Origin of the sequence: Streptomyces sp. NPDC047117, from assembly GCF_040643545.1 — a bacterium.
Taxonomy (GTDB): domain Bacteria; phylum Actinomycetota; class Actinomycetes; order Streptomycetales; family Streptomycetaceae; genus Streptomyces.
Genome location: NZ_JBEYUN010000004.1, coordinates 456,654 through 482,694, shown reverse-complemented (window position 1 = coordinate 482,694; position 26,041 = coordinate 456,654). Strand labels below are relative to the sequence as shown.

19 protein-coding genes and 1 pseudogene are annotated in these 26,041 nt (G+C 71.2%); 8 read left to right on the top strand and 12 right to left on the bottom strand.

Features of this window, described 5'->3' with window-relative positions; translation table 11 throughout:
• The first annotated feature begins 161 nt into the window (after positions 1-161).
• From ABZ840_RS10685 to ABZ840_RS10670, 4 genes are all read left to right on the top strand, one after another.
• Positions 162-689 carry a hypothetical protein gene (locus ABZ840_RS10685; RefSeq protein WP_361556502.1) on the top strand — a complete coding sequence of 176 codons (528 nt, stop codon included), beginning with the start codon at positions 162-164 and terminating at the stop codon, positions 687-689.
• A gap of 86 nt (positions 690-775) precedes the next feature.
• Positions 776-3,004 (top strand): DUF6571 family protein, encoded by a 2,229-nt coding sequence (locus ABZ840_RS10680; protein ID WP_361556499.1) that lies wholly within the window; start codon positions 776-778, stop codon positions 3,002-3,004.
• A 38-nt stretch (positions 3,005-3,042) separates the two neighbouring features.
• Complete coding sequence (locus tag ABZ840_RS10675; RefSeq protein WP_361556496.1) at positions 3,043-4,119, top strand: hypothetical protein; 1,077 nt, start codon at positions 3,043-3,045, stop codon at positions 4,117-4,119.
• Positions 4,120-4,171: 52 nt separating this feature from the next.
• Positions 4,172-4,771 carry a hypothetical protein gene (locus ABZ840_RS10670; protein ID WP_361556493.1) on the top strand — a complete coding sequence of 200 codons (600 nt, stop codon included), beginning with the start codon at positions 4,172-4,174 and terminating at the stop codon, positions 4,769-4,771.
• A 149-nt stretch (positions 4,772-4,920) separates the two neighbouring features.
• Here the strand turns inward: ABZ840_RS10670 and ABZ840_RS10665 are convergent, their stop codons facing one another.
• The 7 genes from ABZ840_RS10665 to eccB form a co-directional block, all read right to left on the bottom strand.
• Positions 4,921-5,220, bottom strand: coding sequence for a WXG100 family type VII secretion target (locus tag ABZ840_RS10665; protein WP_361556490.1), 300 nt, complete (start codon positions 5,218-5,220; stop codon positions 4,921-4,923).
• A gap of 63 nt (positions 5,221-5,283) precedes the next feature.
• Complete coding sequence (locus tag ABZ840_RS10660) at positions 5,284-5,631, bottom strand: WXG100 family type VII secretion target (protein WP_361556487.1); 348 nt, start codon at positions 5,629-5,631, stop codon at positions 5,284-5,286.
• Between the two features lie 59 nt (positions 5,632-5,690).
• A complete protein-coding gene (locus ABZ840_RS10655; protein WP_361556484.1) occupies positions 5,691-6,818 on the bottom strand; it encodes a S8 family serine peptidase in 1,128 nt (375 codons plus the stop codon).
• A gap of 122 nt (positions 6,819-6,940) precedes the next feature.
• Complete coding sequence (locus tag ABZ840_RS10650; RefSeq protein ID WP_361556481.1) at positions 6,941-8,653, bottom strand: hypothetical protein; 1,713 nt, start codon at positions 8,651-8,653, stop codon at positions 6,941-6,943.
• Between the two features lie 18 nt (positions 8,654-8,671).
• Positions 8,672-9,097 carry a hypothetical protein gene (locus tag ABZ840_RS10645; protein WP_361556478.1) on the bottom strand — a complete coding sequence of 142 codons (426 nt, stop codon included), beginning with the start codon at positions 9,095-9,097 and terminating at the stop codon, positions 8,672-8,674.
• A gap of 260 nt (positions 9,098-9,357) precedes the next feature.
• Entirely contained in the window at positions 9,358-10,602 is a 1,245-nt protein-coding gene (gene mycP / locus ABZ840_RS10640) for a type VII secretion-associated serine protease mycosin (RefSeq protein WP_361556475.1), read from the bottom strand.
• Positions 10,603-10,630: 28 nt separating this feature from the next.
• Entirely contained in the window at positions 10,631-12,151 is a 1,521-nt protein-coding gene (gene eccB / locus ABZ840_RS10635; protein ID WP_361556472.1) for a type VII secretion protein EccB, read from the bottom strand.
• 311 nt (positions 12,152-12,462) lie between these two features.
• On the opposite strand from eccB, the gene eccE reads away from it, so the two are divergent.
• The 4 genes and pseudogenes from eccE (at position 12,463) to ABZ840_RS10615 (ending at position 18,124) form a co-directional block, all read left to right on the top strand.
• Positions 12,463-13,815 (top strand): type VII secretion protein EccE, encoded by a 1,353-nt coding sequence (eccE, locus tag ABZ840_RS10630; protein ID WP_361556469.1) that lies wholly within the window; start codon positions 12,463-12,465, stop codon positions 13,813-13,815.
• Positions 13,815-14,528 carry a hypothetical protein gene (locus tag ABZ840_RS10625; protein WP_361556466.1) on the top strand — a complete coding sequence of 238 codons (714 nt, stop codon included), beginning with the start codon at positions 13,815-13,817 and terminating at the stop codon, positions 14,526-14,528. The genes eccE and ABZ840_RS10625 overlap by 1 nt, the downstream gene beginning before the upstream one ends.
• 377 nt (positions 14,529-14,905) lie before the next feature.
• Positions 14,906-15,130: pseudogene (locus tag ABZ840_RS10620) on the top strand (SCO5717 family growth-regulating ATPase); the annotation flags it as partial.
• 1,464 nt (positions 15,131-16,594) lie between these two features.
• Positions 16,595-18,124, top strand: a complete 1,530-nt coding sequence (locus ABZ840_RS10615; protein WP_361556621.1) for an AAA family ATPase — start codon at positions 16,595-16,597, stop codon at positions 18,122-18,124.
• A gap of 92 nt (positions 18,125-18,216) precedes the next feature.
• On the opposite strand, the gene ABZ840_RS10610 is transcribed toward ABZ840_RS10615, so the two are convergent.
• From ABZ840_RS10610 to ABZ840_RS10590, 5 genes are all read right to left on the bottom strand, one after another.
• Complete coding sequence (locus ABZ840_RS10610) at positions 18,217-19,176, bottom strand: bifunctional riboflavin kinase/FAD synthetase (protein ID WP_361556463.1); 960 nt, start codon at positions 19,174-19,176, stop codon at positions 18,217-18,219.
• Positions 19,177-19,360: 184 nt separating this feature from the next.
• Positions 19,361-23,845: a hypothetical protein gene (locus ABZ840_RS10605; protein ID WP_361556460.1), complete on the bottom strand. Its 4,485-nt coding sequence runs from the start codon at positions 23,843-23,845 to the stop codon at positions 19,361-19,363.
• A gap of 328 nt (positions 23,846-24,173) precedes the next feature.
• Positions 24,174-25,100, bottom strand: coding sequence for a tRNA pseudouridine(55) synthase TruB (truB, locus tag ABZ840_RS10600; protein WP_361556457.1), 927 nt, complete (start codon positions 25,098-25,100; stop codon positions 24,174-24,176).
• A complete protein-coding gene (gene rbfA, locus ABZ840_RS10595; RefSeq protein WP_052869301.1) occupies positions 25,097-25,549 on the bottom strand; it encodes a 30S ribosome-binding factor RbfA in 453 nt (150 codons plus the stop codon). The genes truB and rbfA overlap by 4 nt, the downstream gene beginning before the upstream one ends.
• A gap of 88 nt (positions 25,550-25,637) precedes the next feature.
• Complete coding sequence (locus tag ABZ840_RS10590) at positions 25,638-25,934, bottom strand: DUF503 domain-containing protein (RefSeq protein ID WP_052869302.1); 297 nt, start codon at positions 25,932-25,934, stop codon at positions 25,638-25,640.
• Between the last annotated feature and the right edge of the window lie 107 nt (positions 25,935-26,041).

Sequence of the window (26,041 nt, the reverse complement as noted above, 5' to 3'; positions counted from 1 at the left end):
GGCCCGGCATACGCCGAGCCCCGCACCGCTTTCTGCGCGCTCTGTCGCGCGGTACCGGAACGACGTACACGGGTGCACGCGCTGCATCGATCTTGCTAGCTTGACATGTACTGACAGCGCGCGGGACCGCAACAGGACACAGACATCATCCAGGGGGAAATGTGTCGTTCGAGGACGAGTGGGCGGGACTCCGCTCCCAGAGCACCACAGCCGACGCCCACATGCAGATCAACAGCACCGGGCCGCTGGCACCCGGCGGCAACAACGGACTGCTGCTGCCGCCCGGTGGCTCCCCGCCGGTCCTTGCGAGCTCCCCCGCCAAGAAGAAGGCGGCAGCGGAGGCCTTGGACAAGGATGTCGTGCCGGACACCGCGAAGGCCGGAAAGCACGCCGACGAGGCCACGACGAAGGCCAAGAAGGAATTCGACGGCTGGGAGACCGGCAAGGGCCTCAAGAGCCTCCTGGCCGACTGGGAGAAGTCAGTCAAGATGCTGAACGGCCGGCTCTCCAATGAGCGGCGTGCGCTCAGCAGCGCCAACAACACGCTCCAGGACGGCGATCACGCCGCGTACAACGGCCTGCAGCAGTGCACGCCGGAAAATCCTTCCGGCAAGCCGCAGCAGCCGCCGCTCCTCCAGCCGCAACAGGGGCCGTACCTCTACCCGAAGTCACAGATCTCGGGCCTCTGAGAGCCGCAATCGCCGACGACGGACACCGCGGCACCGACCACCGCTTCGACGCACCAGCCACCACCTTGAGGCCGCACGGGGGACTCATGCTCAGCTACCACGACGCGCTGCACGCCGATCTCAGCACACTCACGGACGCCGCCGAGAAGTGGGACAAGACGGCGGAGATGTTCAAGGATGCCGCCAAGATCTACAACCAGAAGGTCAAGGGCATCTTCGAGGACGGCTCCGCGTCCGGTCAGCACGCCCAGGCGGGCCTCCTCGCCACCGGCACGACCTCGGGCCAGTACACCGGCGCCCAGAAGGAAGCCAAGGCCATCGCGGACATCCTCCGCGACGCGCACCACGAGTTCGTGGAGCTGCGCAAGAAGCTCAAGTCCGAAATCGCCGACGCCAAGCACGCCAAGATGCTGATCTCGGCGGACAAGGGCGTCTGCAGCTGGGACTGGGACAACCTCGACTCGGACACCAAACGCGCCATCACCCACGACGGCAGCGGCAACTCGGTCCCCGAATACTGGACCAAGCGCATCGCCAAGGCCGTCAAGGACATGGACGACGCCGACCACGGCGTCAAACTCGCCCTGGACGCGGTGACCGTCGACTCGGCCCCGCTCGACGGCATCCAGAACGGCTTCAACGCCAAGGCCGAGGGCGACATCGAGAAGGTGGAGGGGAAGCGTGCCGATGAGCTGAGCACGAAGCTCAACACCGAGGGGAAGCTGCCGCCGAGAGAGATGGCGGAGCTGGAGCGGCTCCTCCGGGACAACTCCGACGACAAGGCGTTCTCCCGGACGTACCTCAACGGCCTGGGCGTCGAGAACACCATCAAGCTCGGCAACAAGCTCCGCGAGCTGGGCAAGGACGGCAATGCCGTCGAGAAGGGGCTGACCGACTCGATCGCCACGGCGACCAGGGTGCCGGCGACGGTCGCCAAGATGCCCGTGGGCTCCAAGGAGTACAAGGAGTGGCTGGACAGCGCCGACGGCCGGTTCAACAAGAAGTTCCTGGGCGACCTCAAGGAGATCGGCACCGAGAACTTCGGCAGCAACACCGAGCCGGTCTACGGCTACCAGGACTTCGTCACGCTCCTCAAGCACGGCAAGGGCTACGACGACCAGTTCATGCACCACCTCGCCAACGACATCATCGACACGGAGAAGAAGAAGCCCGACCTCTGGGACATCTGGAACGGCAAGCCGGTCCAGAAGGGCATCGAACACGATCCGCTCGACGGTGTGCTGGGGCTCATGAGCAAGGACCCGGCCGCCTCCACGGCGTACCTCGACCCCCAGCGCAACGACCATCTCCAGTACCTGCTCAAGGACCGCGACTGGCCCAAGTACGTCATGAACGGCCCGGGGATGGTCTCGGACAACGACACCATGAGCGACCTCTACAACCGCCATGGCCTCGGGGCGGCGCTGGAGGCCGCGGCCACCGGGAACGTCCCCGGCACGCAGCATCCGCTCGGTGGGCACACCGAGAGCGAGGCCCGCGTCATGCATGACACCATCAGGCTGCTCAACGGTGATCATCAGGGCGGCGCGAAGATGCCCACCAACCTGCGGGCCCCGCTGGGCCACATGCTCACCGACTACACCCCTGACACGCACGAGATCCTGTCGCGTACGAACGGCGACTACAAGCAGTTCGGTGACGCGGGAGGCGTGTTCAGGAACGCGGAGAACGGCGCCGTGGGTATGGCCGTGAGCCGGAACGACCTGGTGAACATCATGCGCGGGGTGGCCGAGGACCCCGCGGCGTACGGCGACATGTACGCGGCCGAGCGGCAGTACGCCGCCGACACACTGGCCGGCGTCGACATCAACCCGTCGAACGAACACGAGAGGGCCAAGCGGGACGGCGTGATCGACGCCGCCTCGTCCGTCTTCGGCTTCTACGACGGCGTGACCTCCGACGTCGCCTTCGACAAGCGCGACGCCAGCGTTCAGTGGGCCCGCGACCTGAACCATCACGTCACCTCGAGCAGCGGCGCCCTGCTCAATTTCGTGCCCTCCTCACCGAGCGCCGTGCCGGTGCTGGGCGACGCCGCCAACCGCATCGTCGACTTCGGCATGTACGACTGGACGAAGCAGACCATTTCCGAGGCCAATGCCCACGCCGGGGAGGAGAACCGGCACGCCTTCACCGCCGGGCAGAAGGAAGTGGACAACCTCATCTACCAGTGGGGCAAGAAGCAGGGGTACGACAACACCGAATGGGAAGTGCGCAACCTCGACGGCCAGGGTCTGGGAACACACAACGACGCGCGGCGCGAAGCCTTCACCTGGCTGGACCGTCCCGAGTCGTAGGCCGACCACTCCAGAGACATCGACGAAGGTAGTCATTCATGCAAGCAGGCCGTCGCAGGCTGACGACGATCGCCGGAGCGGCAGTGGGGGTCCTGGTGCTTCTCGCCGGCGTGCTGTACTTCACCGGCACTCTGCAGAAGTGGCGCGACGACAGCGACCTTTCCAGCGCGTGCAAGGGCGCGGTGGACGAGGACGGCGTGCGGGCGGCGCTCGGAAGCGGCACCGTCTCCGTTGACGACGGAACGGCGCCGGGTGAGGGAGCGCTGGCGTCCTGCAGCATGGCCGCCCGGGGCGGCAGCGCTTCCATGGAGGTGGAGGCCCGGTGGAGCAGCCGGAACGGCGGGGTGGCCACCTCCCTGGGGCGCACCTCCCTGGCCACGCATACGGCAGAGGTGACTCCCCTCGGCTCCTGGCCGGGCGTCCTGACGTCCGAGGAGGGAATGGCCAGGGCATCCGTCACACTCCAGTGCCGCAACAAGGACGGGGAGGGCCTGGCGGTCAATGCCCGGATGGCTCGCCCCGGCGACACCACGGAGGACTCCGCGGCCCGTACCGCCTTCGCGCGTGCCACGGTCGGCATCGCCGAGAAGGCAGCCGACGTATTCGGCTGTGACTACCGGCCGGCGGGTGCCGTACCGCGCCTCCCGGCCGCTCCGAGCACGGCTCCGGTCGCGCTGTCCGCGGCCGACGGAACCTGTGCGGCGATCGAGCCGCTCGCGGCCTCGGCCGAGAAGCGGGGCCTCCCCCGTGCCTGGGAGACCGAGGCCAGTGGCAAAGCCCCCATCGAGGACTGTGTCCTCGCCTCCCCCGACGGAAAGCGTCCGGGCTATCGGCTCTCTGCCTACTACGGCAGCTACGCCCGGAGTTTCGCCGAGATTCCGGAGGTGAAATCCGTACTGAAGGACGCCGAGTACCGGAGCAAGAGCGCGCCGCCGGTGGCGCACGCCCAGTGCCCCAACTCGCCGGAGCGCGCGCTCTACACGGTTTCCGAGATCGTCTCCGGCGGCAGCTCGCCGGTGAAGAACCCGTCCCGTGCGTTCGAAACGGAGGCGCTCACGGCATTCGCGAAGCAGTCCGCGAAGCAGCACGGCTGCGTCGCTCCCACGACGTCATGACGTGCCGCATGAGCCCCGCCGGACCGACTGAGAAGAAGAGGCCCTCGACACCATGAGCTACGTCATCGTCATGTGGGCGATGGGCGCCGTCTTCCTTCTCCTGGCCTGTGTGCCGCAGCGCTCGGTCTACTGGTCGCTCCAGGCGTGGAAGTACCGCAATCCCAAGGCGGCCGAACCGTCCGACACGGCCTACGCCATGCAGCGCTTCGGCGCGGTCGTCGCCGCCCTGTTCCTCTTCGGCCTGGGTGCTTTCCTCTGGTACGAGGAAGAAGCCTCCACCACCGACGCCGCTGAGGTCCGCACCGCCGTGATGAAGGCGGTGCACATACTGGAGTCGGAATCAGTGACGGCCACGGGCGGTGAACTGATGGATCCCGACCACCATATGGAGGTCGACGCCGCCCTCGACGAAGCGTCGAAAGCCCAGGCGCCTGCATTCGGTCCCTCTTCCTGGGGACTCCAGGCCGAGCCTGCGGTCCGGTCCGAGGCCGACGACGGCGAACTCTTCACTGTCACCAATGAGGACGACCAGTACCCGTACTGCCTCAAGGTGGTGGAGAACCCGGTCGCCGACGACGACTCCGACGGCGGCTTGGTCCTGCACAAGACGACGCTCGACGTCACGGTGCGCAAGGGCGGTTGCGAGGGCTGAGGCTCTGCCGACGGTCGGTGACCGTACGCTGCCGCGCCCACGGCGAGGGCCGTCACCACAGCAGATGCCGTGGTAACGGCCCGCACGCGTTCACACCCGCGGCCGAGGGTGGGCACCTCCCGCGCATGCCCACCCCGGCTTCGCAGTGACTAGTCGAAGAACGAGGCGCCCTTCTTGTCCCCCGCGTGGTACCGGTCCCGGCCGTCGCTGACCGCCTGGGCAACCCCGCGCAGGGCCTCCTGGATCTCCTGGGTGTCCTTGGCCCACTTCTGCTGCGCCGCTACGAACGCACCCTTGGCCTCGCCGTCCCAGATGTCGCTGACATTCTTGAGCGCCGAGTGAATCCACTGCAGGTCGTCATTGAGACCCTTGGCGGCCTCCCTGACATCGCTGGCAGCGGCATCAAGGCTCTTGTAGTCGATAAGCATTTCGCCGTCGTGGCCCGGCATGGAACCCTCTCTTTCCTGTACGTCTCAGAAGGCGTTCGCTGATGATGTTTCGGTCGGCTGGGCTCAGAGGAGGTCGAGCTTCGACGCTCCAGGGCCGATGCCGCCCCCGGCGACCACGTTCTGCCCCTTCATGGCCCGCTCCACGTCGAGGTCGGTGTTCCCCGACCCCTTGCGGTGGGCCTCAATGGCCTCCACGTACCTGGCCAGCTGCTTACCCATTGCGGCGAGCTTCTGGTTGAGGTCGGTCTGCGTCGCGTTGAATCCGGCGGCGCCGATGCCCTTCCAGCGGCCTTCGACGCTGTCGAGCGCCCGGTTGAGCTTGTGTACGTGCTTTCTGATGGATTCGGCCTTCTCGTTCAGTTGCTGCTCGAGCTTGGCGAGTTCGGCATCGGAAAGCTTCTGCCCGGCCATGTCGTCCTTCCCTTTTACTGTTGCTGTACATGGTGGTCAGGGACACTGCGGATGAGGTGTCATCCTCGGCGCGCCCGCAGGAACGCGAACGCGCCGCCCCCGAGGACGATCACCGCGGCAGCGATACCGAGGCTCGTCCAGAGCGTGCTGTTGCCGCCGGAAGCGGCCTTCGCCGTCTCGCCCTGTGAGCCGGCGTCGGCCTTTCCGGGCTTGGCTGCGGATTCCGCGTACGCGGCCTTCGATGTGTCGAAATCGCCGTTGCTCAGGAAGGCAGGCTGCTTCGGATTACCCGGCTCACCCTTGCCGTCAAGGAGATTGAGCCGAGGCCGGACGGCGCCGTATCCGACATACTTGCTGGGATTGCGGTTCTCCATGACCCCGTCAGTCGTCCCGACCAGCACCCGGGCTACCTGGTTGGCATTCCAGTCTTGGTGCTTGGACCAGATGAGCGCTGCGGAGGCGGAGGCGATGGCGGTGGCGGCACTGGTCCCGCCGTCGCCGTCGCAGTAGTTCTTGAGGTTCTTGTCGCACCAGCGAGGGATGTCTGAGCCGGGCGCCACGACGGAAACGTGATTCCCGTGGCCGGAGAACTTCGAGACTTCACCCTGCTGGTCCACAGAGCCCACACCTATGACCTGAGGGTAAGCCGCCGGGTAGAATGGGCGGTTCCTCCCAGCGCCATCATTGCCACTGCCAGCGAGCAGTAGCTTACCCTTACCGGCTGCGTATTCGATCGCCTCCTTCAGGGCCGCATCGAAGAATTCGCCACCGAACGACATGTTGATGATCTGCGCATCGCTGTCAGCGGCAGCTCGAACAGCCTTGTCCGCCGTGTCGTACTTGCCTTCCTTGCCGTTGGCAAGCGAAGTGCGGACGGGGAGAATCTTGGCCCCCGGAGCCAGGCCTTTGAGCCCCCCGCCCTTCCCGGTGCCCGCAATCAGTTCAGCCATGGTGGTGCCATGACCGTTGTAATCGTCATGCGCGTCCCCGGCTTCCGCCGCAAAATCTTTGCCCGCGAGGACTTGGCCACGCAAGGAAGGTGCCGACGCATTTACTCCGGAGTCGACGACAGCAACCTTGATTCCCTCGCCCTTGCTGACCTTCCACATCTGCTCGGCCTGCATGGCGTCCAAGTACCACTGCTTCGACTGGACGTCCTCCGCGACGGCGGCCGGAGCCGCGCCCATGAGGCACACCGCCCAGGCGCCCGTTGCCGCCAGGACGGGGAGCGCGCGACGACGCGGCCTCCGTGTATTCCTAGGCATCGTCGTCCGGTTCTCGCCAGCCGTCATTCCTCGCCTCACCTGAGTCACTCGATGACCGGCGGAGCAGTATTACGCCGCCGCCCTGTATTCCACGTCTCTTCGTCTTCGGTCGGCTGTCCCGACCGGCGGCCTTCCTTCTGGGACTCGCCCCGGGCCTGCGGTGTCCCGCCGCCACCTGCGCGAGGCGCACCCGCAGGGTGATCCTCTCCTCCGGTGTTGCGCACCAACCCTGTGCCGCCCTGGGTGAAACCGCGCTGGCCACGGCCCGACGCCCCGGCTTCCGAGCGCGGGGTTCCGACGACGCCGCCCTGGTTGGCGGCGAGCCTGCGGGCCGATGCGGCTCTGTCCGCAGCCGATCCCGTCGAGGGCTTCGCACCCGACCCGATGACGCCGCGGCCCGTGGTCGCACCGTGCTCACCGCCAGGGTTGACCGCTCGTGCACCCGGCGACGAGGTGGGCGTACGTCCGGGGGTACTGGGCGTGCCGCCGACGATGCCGTTACGGCTGCCGCGCGGCATTGCACCAGAGCCTGAACGCGCCCCATTGCTGCCAGGGCCGATGACCGTGCCGCCGGGGCGGCCGATGGCCCTGGGGCTCACCCCGCTCGGCCGACCGGTCGTACCAGGCTGCCCCACGGGCCCAGGTCGGCCGGGGGCGCCAGGCTGCCCGGGGGTGCCCGGACGCATGGCGCCCGGTCCCATGGGATTCGTGCGAGCCGTGCCACCGCCCGGCACCGGACCGTTGGGCCGCGGGGGCCCAGAAAGGCCCGGCAGCTTCGCTGTACCTCGGGGCATCGGACCGGTGCTGATGGGCCCAGGCGCAGGAGGAGTTCCCTGGTTCACGCTGGGGTTCGGAGAGTTCGGAAGTGTGGTCGGCACCTGTGTGTGCGAGTCCGCAGGCGGGTGCGGCATGGTCACGCTGTCGAGACCGGTCCCCACCTTGTCTTCCGGGACAACGGTGGAGTGATGCGGCATCGAAGGTGCAGACCTGTGGCTCTCCACATGCGGGCCTGCAGCAACCGGCCCGTGCACGCTCCGCCCTGCGCCGATAGCCTCACCGCTCCCTTCCCCAGGTCCAACCCAGTCGCGCGGCGGAGCCGGCACCCCCACATCCGGCATTGGCTTGAACACCGGCTCCTCCTGCGTGGCCATCGTGTCGTGGGACACGATGTAGTAGGAGCTGAGCTTGTTCATCTGGGTGATGGCTTCCTGCCGGTCGCCCTCACGCTTCTTCGCCTTGGCGTAGGCCGGGTTGGTGTCGACGCGGGCCGGGGTCGGGATGTCCTTGACCGCCTCGGCGAAGCCGCCGTCCGCATCCCGCTTCGGCATGGACTTCTTGACCGTTGCCAGGCCCTCGCCAGCATTCTTCAGCTGCTTACCGGCGGTCTTGGTGTACGTGGCGAGCTTCAGCGTGTTCTTGCTGAGGTTGTCGGTCCACTTACGCATGGCCTCGCCGGACTCGCCGTCCCAATCGGCGTTGTCGGCGTACTTCTTCAGCTCCTCGCCGACTTCCGTGATCGCCTTTGCGGCATCGACGAGGGCGTCACCGGTGTGTTCCAGGTCGCTCGGCTTGGCGGATTCGATCATGTCGAGCATGTCGTTGAGCTCGTGATTCTCGAAGTTCGTGCCGCCGAACCTGGTGAGAGCGGGCATGTAGATCGGCGCCAACCCGGAAGCGGCGCGCAGGCCCTGCCGCGCCTGGGCCAACGTGGCCTGGTAGTCGACCCGGGTCTCACGTGACGTACCTTCGTCACCCATCGTCCGTCCCCCTCCCGATCACAGCTCGGTGTGCTTGCGCTCGTCGCGCTCGTCGCTCGGCTTCGCGTGGTGCTCGTCGTACCGGTCCTGCGTCCGCGTCTGGATCTCGTGGTAGCGACGCTTCTGGTCATCGTCGATCGTCTCGAAGCCGTGCTGCGTCCCGAGCACGGCGATCCCCATCGCCTCGATCTGGTCGCCGAGCGTCTGCGAGAGGTTCGTCAGGTGCGTGTGCACCCGCTCGTACATGCGGCTGAGGTCCGCGGCTTCACCGAAGGAGCTCGCGCCGAACGATGCGGCGGGGATGATCTCTTGGCGAAGCTTTTCCTTCGACCCGGCGGAGGACTCGAGCTTCCGCAGCGCCCCGTCCACCTTCTTCTTGAGGGAGCGCAGCTCACCCGGCCCGAGCTTGACGTGCGACCGCGCGTCCTGACCCGCTGCTGACAACGGTTGAGGCGCGCTCCCGAGCTCCGATTCCGGAACTCCCACGGCCCTCTCCCCCTTCCCCCGTTACGTTCTACGTGACGCTTGAGGCGTCTGATGCAACATTAGCTAATTCGCTCGGTCGACACAGCCGCGTATCACACAGGCCGACTGTCACACCCGGCACACTCCCCCACTGATGACCACCGTCTCATCCCCCACTGACATCCCGGTCGCGCAGCGAACCCAACATCGTCACAACATGTGATGAGCGGACCGAGGCGTCACCCGGTCGGGCGACGCCGGCGCCAGTCCCGGTAGACGAGTGAGGATCCGGCGACAACGGCCACCAGCAGGCCTCCGCCCACGACGGCATAGGTGCCGAGGCGTTCGTTGCGCTGCTGTGCGGTCTCGCCCTCCGGAAGCGGTGGCACGTCGGGCACAGCCCCCTTGTTGACGCCGCCCTGCTCGACGGGGTGGTCGGTAGGTCCCCCCTCCTCCGTCACGGCGCGCACCGGGTCGACGACGCCCCAGCCGACGTGGTTGTCGCGCCCTGGGATGGAGCGCTCCGCCGTCTGTTCTATCTGCGTCACCACACGTTGCCGGCCCCAGTCCTTGTGCGCCGCCCGCACCAGCGCGGCGACGCCGGCGACGTACGGCGCGGAGAAACTGGTCCCGTTGTCCACGCAGAGGCCGCCCTTGGGAACGGTGGAGACCATGTCGACGCCCGGCGCCGCAACCCCGACGAAGTCTCCCGACTGGGAGAAGACCGCGCGTTCGTTGTTGCGGTCGGAGGAGGCCACGGCCAGCACACCCTCGTAGGCGGCGGGGTATGTCTTCTTGACGTTCCCGCCGAGGCCGTCGTTGCCGGCCGAGGCGACCACCACGATCTCGTGGCGCAGGGCCTCGTTGATCGCGTCGTGGAGGACATTGTCGTCCGGCAGCGCCTCCTCCGTGTCCTGGGAGATGTTGATGACGTCGGCGCCCACCTTGACCGCGTGGTGGATGGCGCGCGCGAGGTCACGCGCGGTACCGCTGCCCTTGTCGTCGTTCTGCTTGATCGGGATGATCGTCGCCTCGGGAGCGATGCCGACGAACTGGTTTCCCTCGATCGGGCGGGCGGCGATGATGCCGGCGACCTTGGTGCCATGGCCGACGGTGTCCGTGGTGCCGTTCTCCTTGCCGCGCGGGGATGCCTCCCCGTACTGGTCCTTCTTGAGTTTCCTCGGCAGGACGTTGGCGCCTCTGGTCGTGTCGACGGCTCCCCTGAGCTGCTTGTTGGTGTTGTCGACCCCGGTGTCGATCACGGCGATCCGCTGGCCCGCGCCCTTGGTCTCCGCCCACAGCTGATCGAGCTGGACGCGCTGCAAGGACCAGGGAAGGCCCTTGATCTTCGCCTTGGAGGGAAAGGTGCACTGGGTGCTGTCCGCGGCGCTCGCGGCGGGAGCCGCAAGCGCGGTACCTGCGGTCGTCAGGGCAGTGGCCGCCAGTACGGTCAGCCAGCGCGTCAGGAGGGCCTGTCGGGGCATGTTCGTCCGTCTCCTCTGCCTCGTGGCCCTACGAACCCTGCGGCTGGCGGGCGCTGTTGACGTCCAGCCGCGGGCCAGTGGAGAGGAACTGCGACCACTCCGCCGGTACCGGTACCGGCGTGACGCCCTCGTAGCCCAGCCGCTTCTGCGTCTGCAGTACCTGCTGCTCCTGCGTCTTCTCCGAGGCCTTCTTGCCGTCCGAGCCGACCCTGGACTTGTCGGTGCCGCTGTCGCTGTTGCTCTGCACGCCGTACCGCAGCCCGGAGTCGGTGAGGAGGAAAACCAGGCCGGTCTTGGTCTGGTGCCCCTGGACCTGGCGGAAGAGCAGCCCGGAGCCCGGCGTCACATACGTGCTCGCCGTCTCGTCCGCGATCTTGTGGGGGTAGGCGGTGCCCGCCCAGGTGCTGAGTGTGGTGTTGTTCTTGCCGTCGACCTTGCGCAGCACGTTGCACACCGTGTCGCGGCCGCCCTGCGTGCCGTCCGTGTAGTTGACCCGCTTCGTGGAGTGGTCGGGCCACTTGAGATGGCCACCGAACTCCTCACCGCTTCTGGTGAAGGAGCCCGCAGTGACCTTCTTGGCGACGTTGTTCTGCCCGAGGTTGCCCTCACTGGCGAGCAGCAGCTGGGCCATGAAGTCCGAGATCGGTGCGACGCGGTCCTTCAGAACGACGTAGTGATGCCATGCGCCGCTGCCCGACTCGGGGGCCTGCAGCACCATGCCCACCCTCTTGGCGTCGCTCTCCAGGCTCCCCGGCACATCCGCAGGTGCACCGGCGCCCGTCACCGTGGGGAAGTGGATGCCGTCGCCAGTCTTGAGAGTGGCGAGCCACTCGTTGCTGACCTGTTGGGGTTCGCCGCTGCCGACCGCGGACCGCAGGAGCCCTTCGTTCGGGTCGAGCGGGTACTTCGTGCCCGACGCGTCCACCATGTACAGCTTCCGGCCCGGCCCCCGGACGTACATCACGTCACCGCCGTGCAGCCGCTGCGCCCCTTCGACCTCGTTCGCCTCCTTGTCGGCGAAGACGAACGTGGCCTTCTGGACGTCCCGGCCGCCCTGCCCCTGCTGCTCGCACACGGCCCAGCGCTTCGCCTTCTTCGCTTCCTCCGAAGTGGGCAGCCGGTCCGGAGCGTAAGGAATGCCCAGCGTCGGGCCGCGCGGAATCTTGCCGTCATCGAGGACCTTGTCGTCCACGTTGACGACCTTGAAGTCGTCCGTCTTGAGCATCAGCCGCGCGGAGGCAAGGTTGAGCACGGGGTGGAGCATCTTGTGTTTGCCGGTCTTCAGCACGACGTAGCGCGTGGTCGAGTCGCTGCCGACGATGACTTTTGACGCGGGCTCGTCCCAGCCCTGCGGGGCCGTGGGCTTGAACATCCCCCACGCACCGAATCCCGCGACCAGGAGCGCGGCCACGATCACACCGGGAACGACGGCCTGCAGCGGACGCGGCGCGCCCTCCTCCGTGCCACTGGGTGACGGCTGGAGGAACGACGCGACCAGCCGCCTCTTCGCAAAGGTGTAGGCGTTGAGCTCGTCCCGCCGTGATGCCATGTCCGCCCGTTTCTCCCCACTGCGCCAAGTGCCCCGTTGATTCCCCGACTCGATGCGACGCGTGACACCGAGAGGAACCCACTATGCCGAATCATGGCGCGTACTCGCCCATGGGGTCGCTTCCGCAGGGTCACCGAGTTGACACCACCGGGGCTGCCCAGCAGTACACACAGCCAACTCGCCCAGATGGGACGGCAGTAGTGAGTAGTGATGAGTGATTCTGAAGTGCTGCTCGAGTAGTAGGGTGGTCGCCCTGATTCACGGCCCTTCTGCGAAGGGGACAAACGCGGACACTAGGGGGCTGGCGGGGGATGGGAACGGCGACACGGGTTCACTCCTCGGCGGATCGCCGCGGTGATCGCGGACGCCGCGACCGCGGGCGGCGCGCAGCCGGCCGCAACGCAACCACCACCCCCTCAGGCACCCGCCCCCTCGCCCCCGCATCGACGGTCGTGCGGACCGAGCACCGCACCAACCGCATCGGGCCGGTACAGCTGCAGCAGTTGGTGCTGATCGAGCTTGCGCTGGCCGTGGTGCTGGTGACCGCTGCAGTGGACATGTTGTTGCTGGTGCCAGGCATCGTGATTGCCGTGGCACTCGTGCTGCTGGCGGTGTTGCGTCGGCGGCGGCTTTCGGTGCGGGACTGGCTGGCTACCGTGCTTGCGTTGCGGGCGCGGAGGAGTGCTGCCGTGCCGCTCGGTCCGGGTGTCGATCCGAGCCTGGCGCCGGCTGCCGAGGCGGTGCCCGGGTTGCGGACGTACGGGTATCTGGACCGGGACCGGCGGACGGTCGGGATGGTCGGGGACGGGACGTTCCTGACGGCTGTGGTGCGGGTCGAGGCCAAGGGAAGTGCGTTGCGGCCGCCGGGTGGCGCCCGGGCGTTGCCGATGACCTTGCTGCACGACGCTCTGGACGTCGACGGGATCCGGTTGGAGTCCGTACAGGTGGTGCAGCATGTGCAGCCTGCGCCGGCGCCGCATCTGCCTGAGCATGCGATGGCCCGGCAGAGCTATCTGCCGCTGCAGCAGCAGACGGGGGCGCCCGCGCTGCGGTTGATGTGGGTGGCGTTGAAGTTCGATCCCGAGCTGTGCCGGGAGGCGGTCGAGGCGCGGGGTGGCGGACTGGCGGGCGCCCAGCGGTGTCTGACGCGTGCCACCGACCATTTGGCGAGCCGGCTCACGGGGGCGGGCTTTCTGGCCACGGTCCTGGACGAGCAGGAGCTGGTGGCTGCGCTGGCGACCTCCGCCTGCGCCAACCCGGTCGCGACCGCGCGGGCCGGTCTGCCCGATGCCGCGTCAGCGCGCCGTACGCAGGAGACCTCGCGGGTGTGGAAGTGCGACGACCGGCTGCACACGACGTACGGGGTCGGGCGCTGGCCCGAGCTCGGCCGCTCGGCGACGCCGCTGCCGCGTCTGGTGTCGGCGCTGACCTCCGCGCCGACGCTGGCCTCGACGTTCAGCCTGACGGTGACGGCCGGCGACCGGCACGGCGCGGCCGGCGTCAGTGGGCACGTACGGCTGACCGGGCGCTCGGACGCCGAACTCTCGCGGGCACGGCACCAGTTGGAGGCTGCGGCGCGCGAGGCGAAGCTGGGACTGGTCCGGCTGGACCGGGAGCAGCTGCCCGGTGCGGTGGCGACGCTGCCGCTGGGAGGTGCGCGCTGATGGCCTCGGCGACTTCGGCCCTGCGGGGTCTGTACGGTCCGCGGCGGGAGCGGCATGTGCTGCCGGTCGACGACCTGGGCGCGCTGACACTGCCGCTCGGAGACGACGGCCTGATGGTGGGGCATGACGCGGAGAACCGTCCGGCTGTGTTGGGCCTGTACCACCCAGCACCCTTCGATGTGCTGTTGGTCGGCGGGTTGTGGACGGCGCAGGCCATCGCGCTGCGGGCGGCGGGTACAGGGGCGCGCGTTGCCGTCGAGACGGGCCGGCCTCAGATGTGGACGAACGTGGCCCATGCGGCGGGGGCGGGCCAGGAATGCCTGACGCTGCACGATGTGGGGCGGGTGCCGCCGATGGGTGCGACCGTCGGCAGCCCGGTGCTCGTCGTACGGGACTGCGGCATGCGGCCGCCGCGCGGGCGGGTCTCCTCGGCGCCCTGGCAGTCGGTCCTGACGCTGCTGCCCTACATGAGCCCGGTGGCTCCCCGGCTGATGAACGCGGCCGGACTTGTCGGCCTCCAGCGGATCTCTCCGGACGAGGCCACGCAGGCCGCGCGCATTCTGGGGCTGTCACAGACGGATGTCTCCGCCCTGTCGACGATCGGCGACGGGGTCACCCTGTGGTGCGGCGACAATCAGGCGCGGCAGTACGTGATGACCCACCCGACGGAGGCTGAGATGGGGCTGCTGGGGAATCCTCGGCGGGTCGACTGAGGCAGGGACGAGCCGTCGGGCGGGGGCCAGTAGCCGGTGAACCGGCTGCTCTATGGCCGGCGGTCCGGTGGCCGGTGCCCCGTGGCCTGACTCAGTAGTGAGTTTGACCGTGCGTGTGGGTGAAGCGCGCATGGTGTGCGGTTTTTGGGGTTGTTGCGAGAGTTGAGGCAGTTGGGGTGATTGGTGTTCGTGAGGGATTAGGGACCAGTGTTTTTTCGGGGGGCGGCTCGTTGTTTTCTTCGTGGTGATGGCGTGCGGGGGACGTGCGTAATCTGAGGCAACAGACAGGTATCGGGCAAAGACGGGCCTGCCGGGCTGTCGGCGGTGGCGTTTAGGCTTGGGTCCGAGCGACAGGGGACCCCACGGGAACGCCCGGCGTGTCAGGGGGATCCGGCGATGCGGCGCAGGCGTGTCGGCGATGCGTATCAACGGTGTCGCGTCGCGGGATTCAGAGGTACCAGACCACAGCAGGAGGCGTAGTGAGCAGCGATCGGGACGAGATCCGCACGGGCGGCATCACCCCCGGCGAGGATCAGTCCGACGCGGATCCCGAAATGACGGGTGAGTTCACCATCGACTACACCCCGCCTGCTTGGTACACGCAGAACTCGGATTCGGGGGCGGGCGCCGGGAGCGGTGCCGGGGCTGGGGCCAGTACTGGGTCTGGGGCCGGTGCCGGTGCGGTGCCGCCGCCTCCGCCGCCGCTGGGTGAGCCGCTGTTTCCTCCGGTGGTGACGCCGTCGATGCCTGAGTCGGCTCCGGCACCGGCGCCGGCTCCGGCTCCGGTGAGTGAGTCGGGGAGCCGTGGGACGGGCAGCGATGAGGCCGCGAGTTCGGGCGGGGGCCCGGACGATGGGGCGGCTGCCGGTACGGCGGGAGCGGAAGGCTCCGGTGCGGCGAGTGTCGGTAGTGGCTTGCAGGGCGGGGAGAAGGAGACTTCGGCCGAGGGGGCTGCCGGGGGCGAGCAGGGTGGCGGTGCCGCTGGTGCTGGTGCCGGTGGTCGTGAGGGGGGTGTCGGGCAGCCCGAGCCGTTGAGTGAGGACGCTGCGCCTCCGACGCCGCCGCACGGTGCGCCGTCGGCCTCGGCGTGGTCGCCGGGCGCGCCGCAGGGACCCGCGGCTTCGTTGCCGCCGCTTCCGCCGGAGTTCCAGCCCGCCGACCCGCAGGCGCAGGCGCAGAGCACGCCCGACACGCCCGCGGGGTCCGGTGCGCCGTCGGCCGGTACGCCGTCGGCCGGTGCATGGCCCTCGCAGGGTCAGGACCAGGCTCAGGGGCAGGGTCAGGACCAGGGCCAGGGTGGGTATGGCTTCCCGCCGGCATCCGGGGCCGTGCCGGGGCAGCAGGCCGGGCCTGGCGGCCAGCCTGCAGCGGGGCCCGCGTCGGGGGCCGCGGCTCCTGGTGTACCGCCTCAGGCCGCCGTTCCGAACCAGGTGCCCCTTCCGAATCAGGCCGCGCAGCAGGGTGGTTACGGCTACCCGGCGCAGGCTCAGCCCGGTCAGCCGGCCCAGCAGGGCGGCTACGGTTACCCGGCTCAGGGGCAGCCGGGCGGTCAGGGGGGTTACGGCTACCCCGCCACGGGGCAGGGCGGGCAGACTCCCGGTGCCGCCGGTCCGGGCGCGCAGCCGGGCCCGCAGCCCGGCCAGCCGGGGCAGCCCCACGCTCAGCACGGCCAGCCTGGTCAGCCCGGGCAGCCGAATGCCGCCCAGCCGGGGCAGCCCGGCGCGCAGTCGCAGGGGCCGGCAGGACAGCCGCAGGGGCAGCCCGGGCAGCCGCACGGCCAGCAGGGCGGGCAGCCCGGTGGTGTGCCCGGTGCTCCCGGGCCGCAGTCGGGGTACGGATACCCGCAGCAGTCCGGTTACGGATATCCGCAGCCGCCCGCGCAGGGCCAGCCCGGACAGCCGGGTCAGCCGGGTCAGCCGGGTCAGCCGGGTCAGCCCGGTCAGCCCCACCCCCAGCAGGGTCCGCCCGGCGCGCAGCCGAATGGCCGGCCCAACCCGTACGGTCAGCCCGGAGGCCCCGGCCAGCCCGGTGGTCCCGGTCAGGGCGGTGTGCCTGGTCAGGCCGCTGTGCCCGGGCAGCCGCCGCACGGGCAGCAGGGGCAGCAGGCGGGGCCGCAGGGGTACCCCGGTGCGCAGGGGGCCCCTCAGCAGGGTGGCGACCCGCGTTCGGGTGGCTGGCCGGCCCAGGGCCAGGGACAGCAGCCGGGACAGGGACAGCAGCAGGGCGGTCACGGTCCGGCCGGGGCGCCGCTCGGGTACACCGCTGCCGTGGAGCTGTCCTCGGAACGGCTGATCAAGGGCAAGCAGAAGGCACGGAAGCCCGGGGCCAACCAGCCCGGCAACTCGCGGTTCAAGATCGGCGGCAAGAAGGAGGAGGCCGAGCGGGCGCGCAAGCTGGAGCTGATCCGTACGCCCGTACTCTCCTGCTACCGCATCGCGGTGATCAGCCTCAAGGGCGGCGTGGGCAAGACCACGACCACCACCGCGCTCGGTGCCACGCTGGCGACCGAGCGGCAGGACAAGGTCATCGCGATCGACGCCAACCCGGACGCCGGCACCCTCGGGCGCCGCGTGCGCCGCGAGACCGGGGCGACCATTCGCGACCTGGTGACCGCGATCCCGTACCTCAACAACTACATGGACATCCGGCGGTTCACGTCCCAGGCGCCGTCCGGACTGGAGATCCTGGCCAACGACGTCGACCCGGCCGTCTCGACGACCTTCAACGACGAGGACTACCGCCGCGTCATCGACATCCTGGGCCAGCAGTACCCGATCATCCTGACGGACTCCGGTACGGGCCTGCTCTACAGCGCGATGCGCGGCGTGCTGGACCTCGCCGACCAGCTCATCATCATCTCCACGCCGTCGGTGGACGGTGCGAGCAGCGCCAGTACGACGCTGGACTGGCTCTCGGCGCACGGCTACGCCGACCTCGTCTCGCGCAGCATCACGGTGATCTCCGGGGTGCGCGAGACCGGAAAGATGATCAAGGTCGAGGACATCGTGTCGCACTTCGAGACGCGCTGCCGCGGCGTGGTCGTCGTACCGTTCGACGAGCACCTGTCGGCGGGTGCCGAGGTCGACCTCGACATGATGCGGCCGCGGACCCGTGAGGCGTACTTCAACCTCTCGGCGATGGTGGCCGAGGACTTCTCGCGGGCGCAGCAGGCGCAGGGGCTGTGGACCCAGCAGCAGGGCGGCACCCAGCCCCCGAACGCGGCGCCGCCGATGCCGGGCGGGTACCAGCAGGGACCGGGCCAGGCGGCCCCGGGCCAGCCGCAGCCGGGCCACCACCCCGGCCAGCCGGGGCAGCCCGGCCAGTACCCCGGCCAGCCGGGACAGCCTGGCCGGCCGGGTCAGTACCCCGGTCAGCCCGGACAGCCCGGGCCGCAGCCGGGGTGGCAGCAGCAGCCCCCGCAGCAGTACCCGCCGCAGCAACAGCCGCCGCAGAACCCGCAGTCCGGCGGGCCGTACGGCTACGGCTACCCCCAGCAGCCGCCCCAGCAGGGTCAGCCCCCGCAGTCCGCTCCGCAGGGACAGCCGGGGCAGCCCGGGCCGCAGCCGGCGTGGCAGCAGCCCCCGCAGCAGCAGTAGCCGGCAGTAGCCGCGGCGTACGGCAGAGCGCGTGAAGAACGCGTGAACCCCCTTGCTGAGCAAGGGGGTTCACGCGTTCTTGGCCAGAGGTCTCAGGACGCGGTGGGCGGGTCCTGGCTCACCAGCGCGCGGGCCTGTTTGACGTCCAGGGCCATCCGCTCCAGCAGCGCGTCGAGGGTGTCGAACTTCTCCTGGCCGCGGATGTACGCGACGAAGTCCACGGCGACGTGCAGGCCGTACAGGTCGAGCCCGACGCGGTCGATGGCGTACGCCTCGACCGTGCGGATCTTGCCGTCGAACTGCGGGTTGGTGCCGACCGAGATCGCGGCGGGCATCGCCTCGCCCTCGACGTGGAGATGGCCCGCGTACACGCCGTCGGCGGGGATGGCGGTGTGCGGCAGGGTCTCGACGTTGGCGGTCGGGAAACCCAGTTCGCGACCGCGCTGGGCGCCGCGTACGACGATGCCCTCGACGCGGTGCGGGCGCCCCAGCACCTCGGCGGCGCCGGCCATGTCACCGGCCGCGACCAGCCGGCGGGTGAGCGTGGAGGAGAACGGCTCGCCGCCGCCCGCCTCGCCCCGCTCGAAGAGGTCGATGACCTCCACGTCGTAGTCGTAGGTCCGGCCGAGCTCGGCCAGGGTCTCGACGTTGCCCGCGGCCTTGTGCCCGAAGCGGAAGTTGGGGCCCTCCACGACGAGCTTGGCGTGCAACTTGTCGACCAGCACCTTCACCACGAAGTCGGCGGGCGCCAGCTTCGAGAACTCCTTCGTGAAAGGGAGGATCAGCACGGCGTCCACGCCCAGTTCGGCCATCAGCTCGGCCCGCCGGTGGTGCGGCGCGAGCAGCGGCGGGTGCGTGCCGGGCCGGACCACCTCGCTGGGGTGCGGGTCGAAGGTGACCACCACGGCCGGTACGCCCAGCTCCCGGGCGCGCGCCACGGCCTTGCCCAGGATCAGCTGGTGCCCGCGGTGCACGCCGTCGTAGGAGCCGATGGTGACGACGCTGCGCCCCCAGCCCTCGGGGATGTCCTCCAAGCCACGCCAGCGCTGCACTGTGCCCGCTCCTTGCCCGAACTCTTGTCTGTTCACTACACCGATACGGCATTGCGCAGGTCTAAGACTGCCATGCCGGGGGGTGTGGTTCGCGCGAAGGGTGGGCTCACCTCGGGTGGCCGCGCGGGGAGCGGCCGATGCGCGCAGGCGGGGCCGGGTGTGCGGACGGATGTCGGACGGGAGCTCAGGCCGGATGCGGGGCGCCCTGCACAGGCGTACGAAGGGCGCCGTGCGCCACGGGGCGCATGAGGCAGCCCTTGGGAGGCCGCGCGGAGGAGGGCGCCGAGGCCGGTGCCGGGGGCGGTGGCGGGAGCGGCGACGGTGACGGGAACGGGGACGGTGCCGCGGGCGGCGACGGCAACGGTGATTGTGCCGGGGACGGTGCGGCGGACGGGGGCGCGAGCGGCGGCGGCAGGTCCGACGGGTGGCGGGGGCCGAGCATGGCGCGGGCGCTGGGGCCCACGACGGCGGCCCACTCCGCGGGCGCGTCGGCCAGCCACGTCCGCACCATCGCGGCGAACTCCGGCAGCAGGCGGCCCAGCTCGACCAGGCGCCGGTCGAAGCGGGCCGCGCCCTCGGTCGTCCGCACGTGCAGCATGCCGGTGCGGTGCACGAGGTCCCGGGTGCGCGCTTCGGGGCGGTGCGCGGCGCCCTGCGCGGCCGCGCACAGCAGCGCGTCCAGCACGGTGGGGTCGGGCGCGGCGGCCGGGCACCCGCCGCGGCCGGCACCGTTGTGCTCGCGCTCCAGCAGGACGTCCAGCAACTCCTGGCGGAGCGGGCGGGAGGCGGTGCTGCCCGCACCGGCCAGTACGGGCACCAGCGCGCACCGTACGGGGGCGGCGTGCGCGGTCAGCAGCCGTACGGCGAGCGGCCGCAGCACCGTACGGGCGCCGGGCCCCGCTTCCATGCGGCCGGCCACGAAGTCCGCGACGGGACGGGCCGCCGTCCACGGGAAGCGGATGGCGTACTCGTCGACGAGGGCGGCGGCCCGCCGGGCGAGTGCGGGGGTCGAGACGCCCGCGAGGGTACGCAGCACGGCCTCGGCGGCGTCGGGGGCGGCATCGTCGTCGGCGGTCTCCGCGCCGCCGGACCCGGCCGTGGGCGAGCGGCGCAGGCGGGTCTGGAAGGCGGCGAGTACCGGTTCGGGGTGGCTGGTCAGGGCGGCGGCGAAGGCGGCGGGCGGCAGCGCGGGATCACCCGCCGTGAAGCGGGCCAGCGCCCGGTCCAGGTACCGGGAACGGGTGGCCCGGTCGGCCACGAGCAGGGCCAGTGCGCGCCCGTGCACGCCCGGGTCGCCCGGCCGGTCGAGCAGTGTGCAGGCGGCCCGGCGCAGCAGTTCACGGTCCGCCTCGGCGGCGGCGTGCCCGGTCACGGCGAGCGCGTACGTGGCGGCGGCCGCCCGGCGCGCGGGCCGGTCGTCGCGGGACCAGCGGTCCACGGCGCGGCAGAGGGCGGCGGGTTCGTCCTCGGCGAGGGCGGTGAGGAGTTCGTCGGCGCGCGGGTGCGCGGCGGCGGCCAGCGCCTCCGTGAGGGCGTCGGTCGCGCGGCGGCGGTGGGTGTGCAGCAGCGCCTGGGCGGCCGCGGCGACGGTCGGCTCCTGCGGCGGGGTGCCACCGGGCCCTTGCGCTTCGCCGGGCCCGGCCGGTACGGCGCTCCGCCCGCGCTGCAGCGGACGCTCGTCGTCGAACCAGCGGCACAGCAGCGGCTGCGCCCGCCGGGGATCGGCTCGCAGCAGCGCCGCCGCGAGCCCGAGGAAACGGGGCGGACGGGGGACGGCCGGTGCGCCGGGTTCGGCGGGCTCCGTGGCGGCGGCGCGTGTACCGGACTCGGCGGGCGTCGTGGGGGTGGCGGGTACGCCGGACTCTCCCGGCTCCGCAGAGGCGACGCGTACGCCGGACGCGCGTACACCGGCCTCGGCGGGCGTCGTGGGGGTGATGTGCCCGTCAGGGGCCCTCTGGGCGGGAGGAACCGAGAGCAGGGTGGGCGCGGGCGCCGGAGACGCGGTGCCCGCTCCCCCGCGGTCGGCCGCCGATTCGCGGGACGCAGTGCCCGCTCCCCCGCCGTCCGCCGCCGACGCGGGAGACGCGGTGCCCGTTCCCCTGCCGGCCGCCGCCGATTCGGACGGTGGGCCGTCCGCCGGGAGGAGGCGGCGGACGAGGTCGAGGCGGGTTGCCGGGTCGAGCGGCAGCCGTTCCCAGAACCAGGGGCCGAACGCGTCGAGGCCCGTCCGGTCGAAGCCGCCGGCCAGCGCCGAGCGGTCCGTCACGCGGGCCGCGAGCAGATGCAGCACCCGCGCGTACGGAACCGCGTCGGGCAGCCGCAGCAGGACCTCGCCGAGCAGATGCTCCGCCCACCACCGGGCGTCGCTCATCGCTCTGGCGCTCGCCACCCCGGCACTCGCCCCTCCCTCGCCCGTGACCACCGCCACCAGTCCCTCCAGGCGGCGGCCCAGCGCTTCCGGGCCGGTCCGGCGGCCGAGGAGGAGCAGGGCCTCGACCACCGGGCCGATGCGGTGCCGCGGTACGACGGGCGTGTCCGGGTCCGTCGGTGCCGCTCCGGTCCCGGGCGCGGCCGTGGCGGGCAGCCGCGCGGCGTGGCCGCGTGCCGGCCGGTGCACGAGGGCGTCCAGCGTGTCGTCCACGTCGAGGTGTGCGCCCTGGAGCCAGTCGGCGAACTCCTCGTGCGGGAAGCGGTAGCCGGCTCCCGCGGGCACCAGCAGCCCTTCGGCGAGCACGGCGGACGCCCAGCCCGTGCGCCAGGGGAAGAGCTCGTCGAAGGACGCCCGGTCCAGTTCCCCCTGGCCGGGGCCGAGGCAGCGGCGGGCCGCCTCGTGCGCCCGTCCGGCGACCCGGGCGGCCGCCCGGCGCACCTCCCCCGGCGTACCCCGCTTCCCCGGCGTACCCCGCTTCCCCGGCGTACCCCGCTTCCCCGGCGTCGCCCGCTCCCCCGGCGCACCCGTCCGCCCCTCCGCAGGCGCCGCATGCGCCAGTCGTTCCGCCACGCGCAGGCAGAGCAGATCCAGGGAGGCGCCGAAGATCTCGTGGCGGTGGGGCGTGCCCAGCGCCTTCGCGTCCCCGCCGGCCGCGACGACGGACGTCCGTACCTCGGCCAGCAGCCGCAGGGCCAGCGGATGCCCGGCGTCGGCGGCGGTCAGCGCGCCGGCCGGCAGACCGTACCGGGCACGGGCCCGGGCGGCCTGGCGCGACGGCAGGTCGCCCAGGCGTACGCAGGACGGGAGCGCGCCCGCCGGTGCGCCGGGCGGGGTCACCGCAGGGTGGCGCGGCCGGTGCAGGAAGGCGTCAGGGAAGAGGGTTCCGGCCGTCTCCCAGAACTCGGGGCGGCAGGCGACGATCAGCTGGGCCCCGGTGCCGTGCAGCCACTCGGCCGTGTCGCGGGTCCAGTCCGCGAGCCGGTGGGCGAGGCCGGGCGGCAGTTCCTCCGGGCCGTCCAGCAGGACGAGGAGGGCACGTCCGGCCGCCCGCGCGAGCCCGGCCACCTCGTCGGGCGTCGCCGTGGCGGGATCGCCCGGGGTCGGTCCCGAGGCGCTGAGCACGCGCCCCGCCGACCGCAGCGCCCGCCCCACGGCGTCCCGCAGCCCGCGGTCCGTGGCGCGCAGGTCGGCGCCGCGCAGCCGGACCGTCGGGGCGGGAGCGGCGGCCCGCGCGCGGCGGACGGCGAGCGCCGCCAGCTCCGTACTGCGCCCGGTACCGGGTTCGCCGACCAGCGCGAGGACCCGTGCCGCCGGCGCCAACCCGGAACCGCCTGCCGGGGCGCCGCCCGCCTCGTGCGCGCCGAAGGCCGTGAACTCCTCCGCCACGTCGGGGCGTTCGACCGGGTCACGCCAGGGGCCGGGGCCGCCTGTCGTTCCCATGGCGGTCGTGGTGAGGGCCAGCGCGCCCGCGAGGTTGAGGTCGGGGCCGTACGCGGGGACCGTGGCGGCGTTGTGGGCCAGCAGCTCGGCGAGCGGGCCCCGCGGGAACGCCTCGGCCGCGGCATGCAGCGGGACCGCAAAGCCGTCCGGACCGGTCCCACCACCTACAGGTCGGCCCCTCTCCGAGCCCGCACGCACCCCCGTCCCGGCGCCCGTCCCGGCCCCCATACGCACCCCCCGGTGCAGCGCAGTACCCATCACCGCCAGCACCGCCCCGGTCCCGGCGTCGGTCACCGGGCCGCCCGCGGCCGTCCCGCCCAGCCGCAGCGCTTCGCCGCCCGGGCCGCGCACCGCCAGTTCGACCGCCTCCGCGAGATGGTGGTGGCGGTCGGTCGCCGTGTACGTCACGGCGGTGGTTCCCACGATGCGGCCCGGCAGTTCGTCGGCCGCGGCATACCGCTCCCCCCGCTCCCCCTCCGTATGCCGGCCCGCGTACAGCCGTACGTCCGCGCCCGGCCGGGGGCGGCCCGCGGCGACCGGCAGCGGCGGGACGCCGAGGCCGCCGGTGCGGACGAGGGCGAGGCCGGTCTCCGGGAGGGGGACGACGGCGTCGGCGCCTACGGTGCAGCTCCGCCCGTCCGCGCCGTACAGGACCAGGCGGGCCAGGCCGTCGACGGCTTCGTGGCTGGTCAGCACCGTGCCGTCGGGGTCGGCGACAAAGCCCGTGCCACGCGGCCGCCCCGCCAGGTCGCGGATGCGCACCAGCGCTTCCGCCGCGTCGGCCGCCTGCACCACCATCGCCGTACCTCCCGCTGTCGCCGGTCGACCCCGCCACCGCGTACCGGGTCATTTCGACCGTAGGCAGCCGGTGATCGTCCTGGACAGGGCGCACGCCGAAAGCGCCCCTCTCCACGCCCGCGGTTCGCTCCGAGCGCCCGGCCGAAGGGATGAAAGAGGGGCGCGCGAGGGATACGGCGGAAGGGACACTCGAACGGACCAGCCCGCACCCGGAAACAGAGCGGACCGGCCGCCCTCCTCGCCCCCCCCCGCAACCGCACCCGGAAAGAGAAATGTCCCGTGGGCCGCGTGGGCCCACGGGACACGTCGTGCGTCCGCCGTCCGGCTGTCAGACGAAGACCGCCAGGCTCTTCGCCTTGCCGCCCTTGTTCTCCAGCAGGGCGAGGAACGTTCCGTCCGGCGAGAACGCCGCGACCGGCCCATCCGTGTCGAAGACCGGCATCGGGATGCGCGCGCCGTTGCCGAGCAGCTTGGCCTGCTGCACGGTGACGTCCCAGCGCGGGAACGCCGCGGCCGCCGCCTCGCCGATCGGCATGATCGGCAGGCCCGCGCCCTCGGGCTCGTCCACGGCCTCCTGGAGCTGCTCCAGCGTGCGGGCCTTGTCGAGCTTGTACGGGCCGACGCGGGTGCGGCGCAGCGCCGTGAGGTGCCCGCCGGTGCCGAGGCCGGCGCCGATGTCGCGGGCGAGCGCACGGATGTACGTACCCGAGGAGCACTCGACGGAGACCAGCAGGTCGGTGACGGGGGTGCCGTCCTCCGCCTCGGTCTCGTGCACGGAGTGCAGCACGAACGAGGAGACGGTCACCGGGCGGGCCGGTATCTCCACGTCCTCGCCGCCGCGCACCCGGGCGTAGGACCGCTTCCCGTCGATCTTGATCGCGCTGACCTTGGACGGCACCTGCATGATGTCGCCGCTCAGCGCGTCGATCTGCTCCTGGATGGCGTCCCGGCCGAGCTCCTTGGCGCCCGCCGACTCCGTGATCTCGCCCTCGGCGTCGTCCGTGACGGTGGACTGGCCCAGCCGGACCGTGCCGACGTACTCCTTCTCCGTCAGCGCGAGGTGACCGAGCAGCTTCGTGGCGCGCTCGACCCCCAGGACGAGCACGCCGGTCGCCATCGGGTCCAGCGTGCCCGCGTGCCCGATCCGGCGGGTGCGGGCCATGCCGCGCATCTTCGCCACGACGTCGTGCGAGGTGAAGCCGGCCGGCTTGTCGACGATGACAAGTCCGTCCGGCACGTTGACCTTCTGCTTCATTCGGCGGCGGTGTCCTCGTCGTCGTCCTCGCCCGGCTTGCGGTACGGGTCGGCCTCACCGGCGTAGTCGGCGCCCGAGGACGCCTCCCGGACCTTGGCGTCGGAGGCCCGCGCCTTGTCCAGCAGGTCCTCGATGGTCCTGGCGTTCTCGGGGAGGGCGTCCGCCACGAACGTCAGCGTCGGCGTGAACTTGGTGCCCGCGGCACGCCCGACCTCGGAGCGCAGGATGCCCTTGGCGCTCTCCAGTCCGGCGGCGGCGCTGGCCCGGTCCTCGTCGTCGCCGTAGACCGTGTAGAAGACCGTCGCCTCCCGCAGGTCGCCGGTGACCCGGGTGTCCGTGATGGTCACGTGGGAACCGAGCCGCGGGTCCTTGACACCGCGCTGCAGCTTCTGGGCGACCACCTCCCGGATGAGGTCCGCCAGCCTCTTCGCCCGCGCATTGTCGGCCACTGGTCGTCTCCTTCTAGTTTCTTTCCACCATGGTGCTTGCGGCGCCGACGGCCCGCACAGCCGGCCGGTTACCCGGCCGGCCGCCGCGTCAGTCGTCGTGGTCGCCGTGGAACTGCCGCCGTACCGACAGCAGCTCCACTTCGGGACGCGCGGCGACCAGTCGCTCGCAGCGGTCCAGTACGTCTGTGAGGTGCCCCGCGTCCCCGGAGACCGCCGCCAGGCCGATCGTGGCCCTGCGGTAGAGGTCCTGGTCGCCGACCTCCGCCACGCTGACCGCGTACTTGCGGTGCAGCTCGGCGACGATCGGGCGGACGACGGAGCGCTTCTCCTTCAGCGACCGTACGTCGCCGAGGAGGAGGTCGAAGGACAGCGTCCCTACGTACATGCGGTTCGGGTTGAGCCACCCGGGGGGCGTTGGGGGCACCTCCCAGCGGTAGCTGGGGGCGTATCGGTCACTGAACCGTACACGGAACGGCCGGGGCCGATCGACGG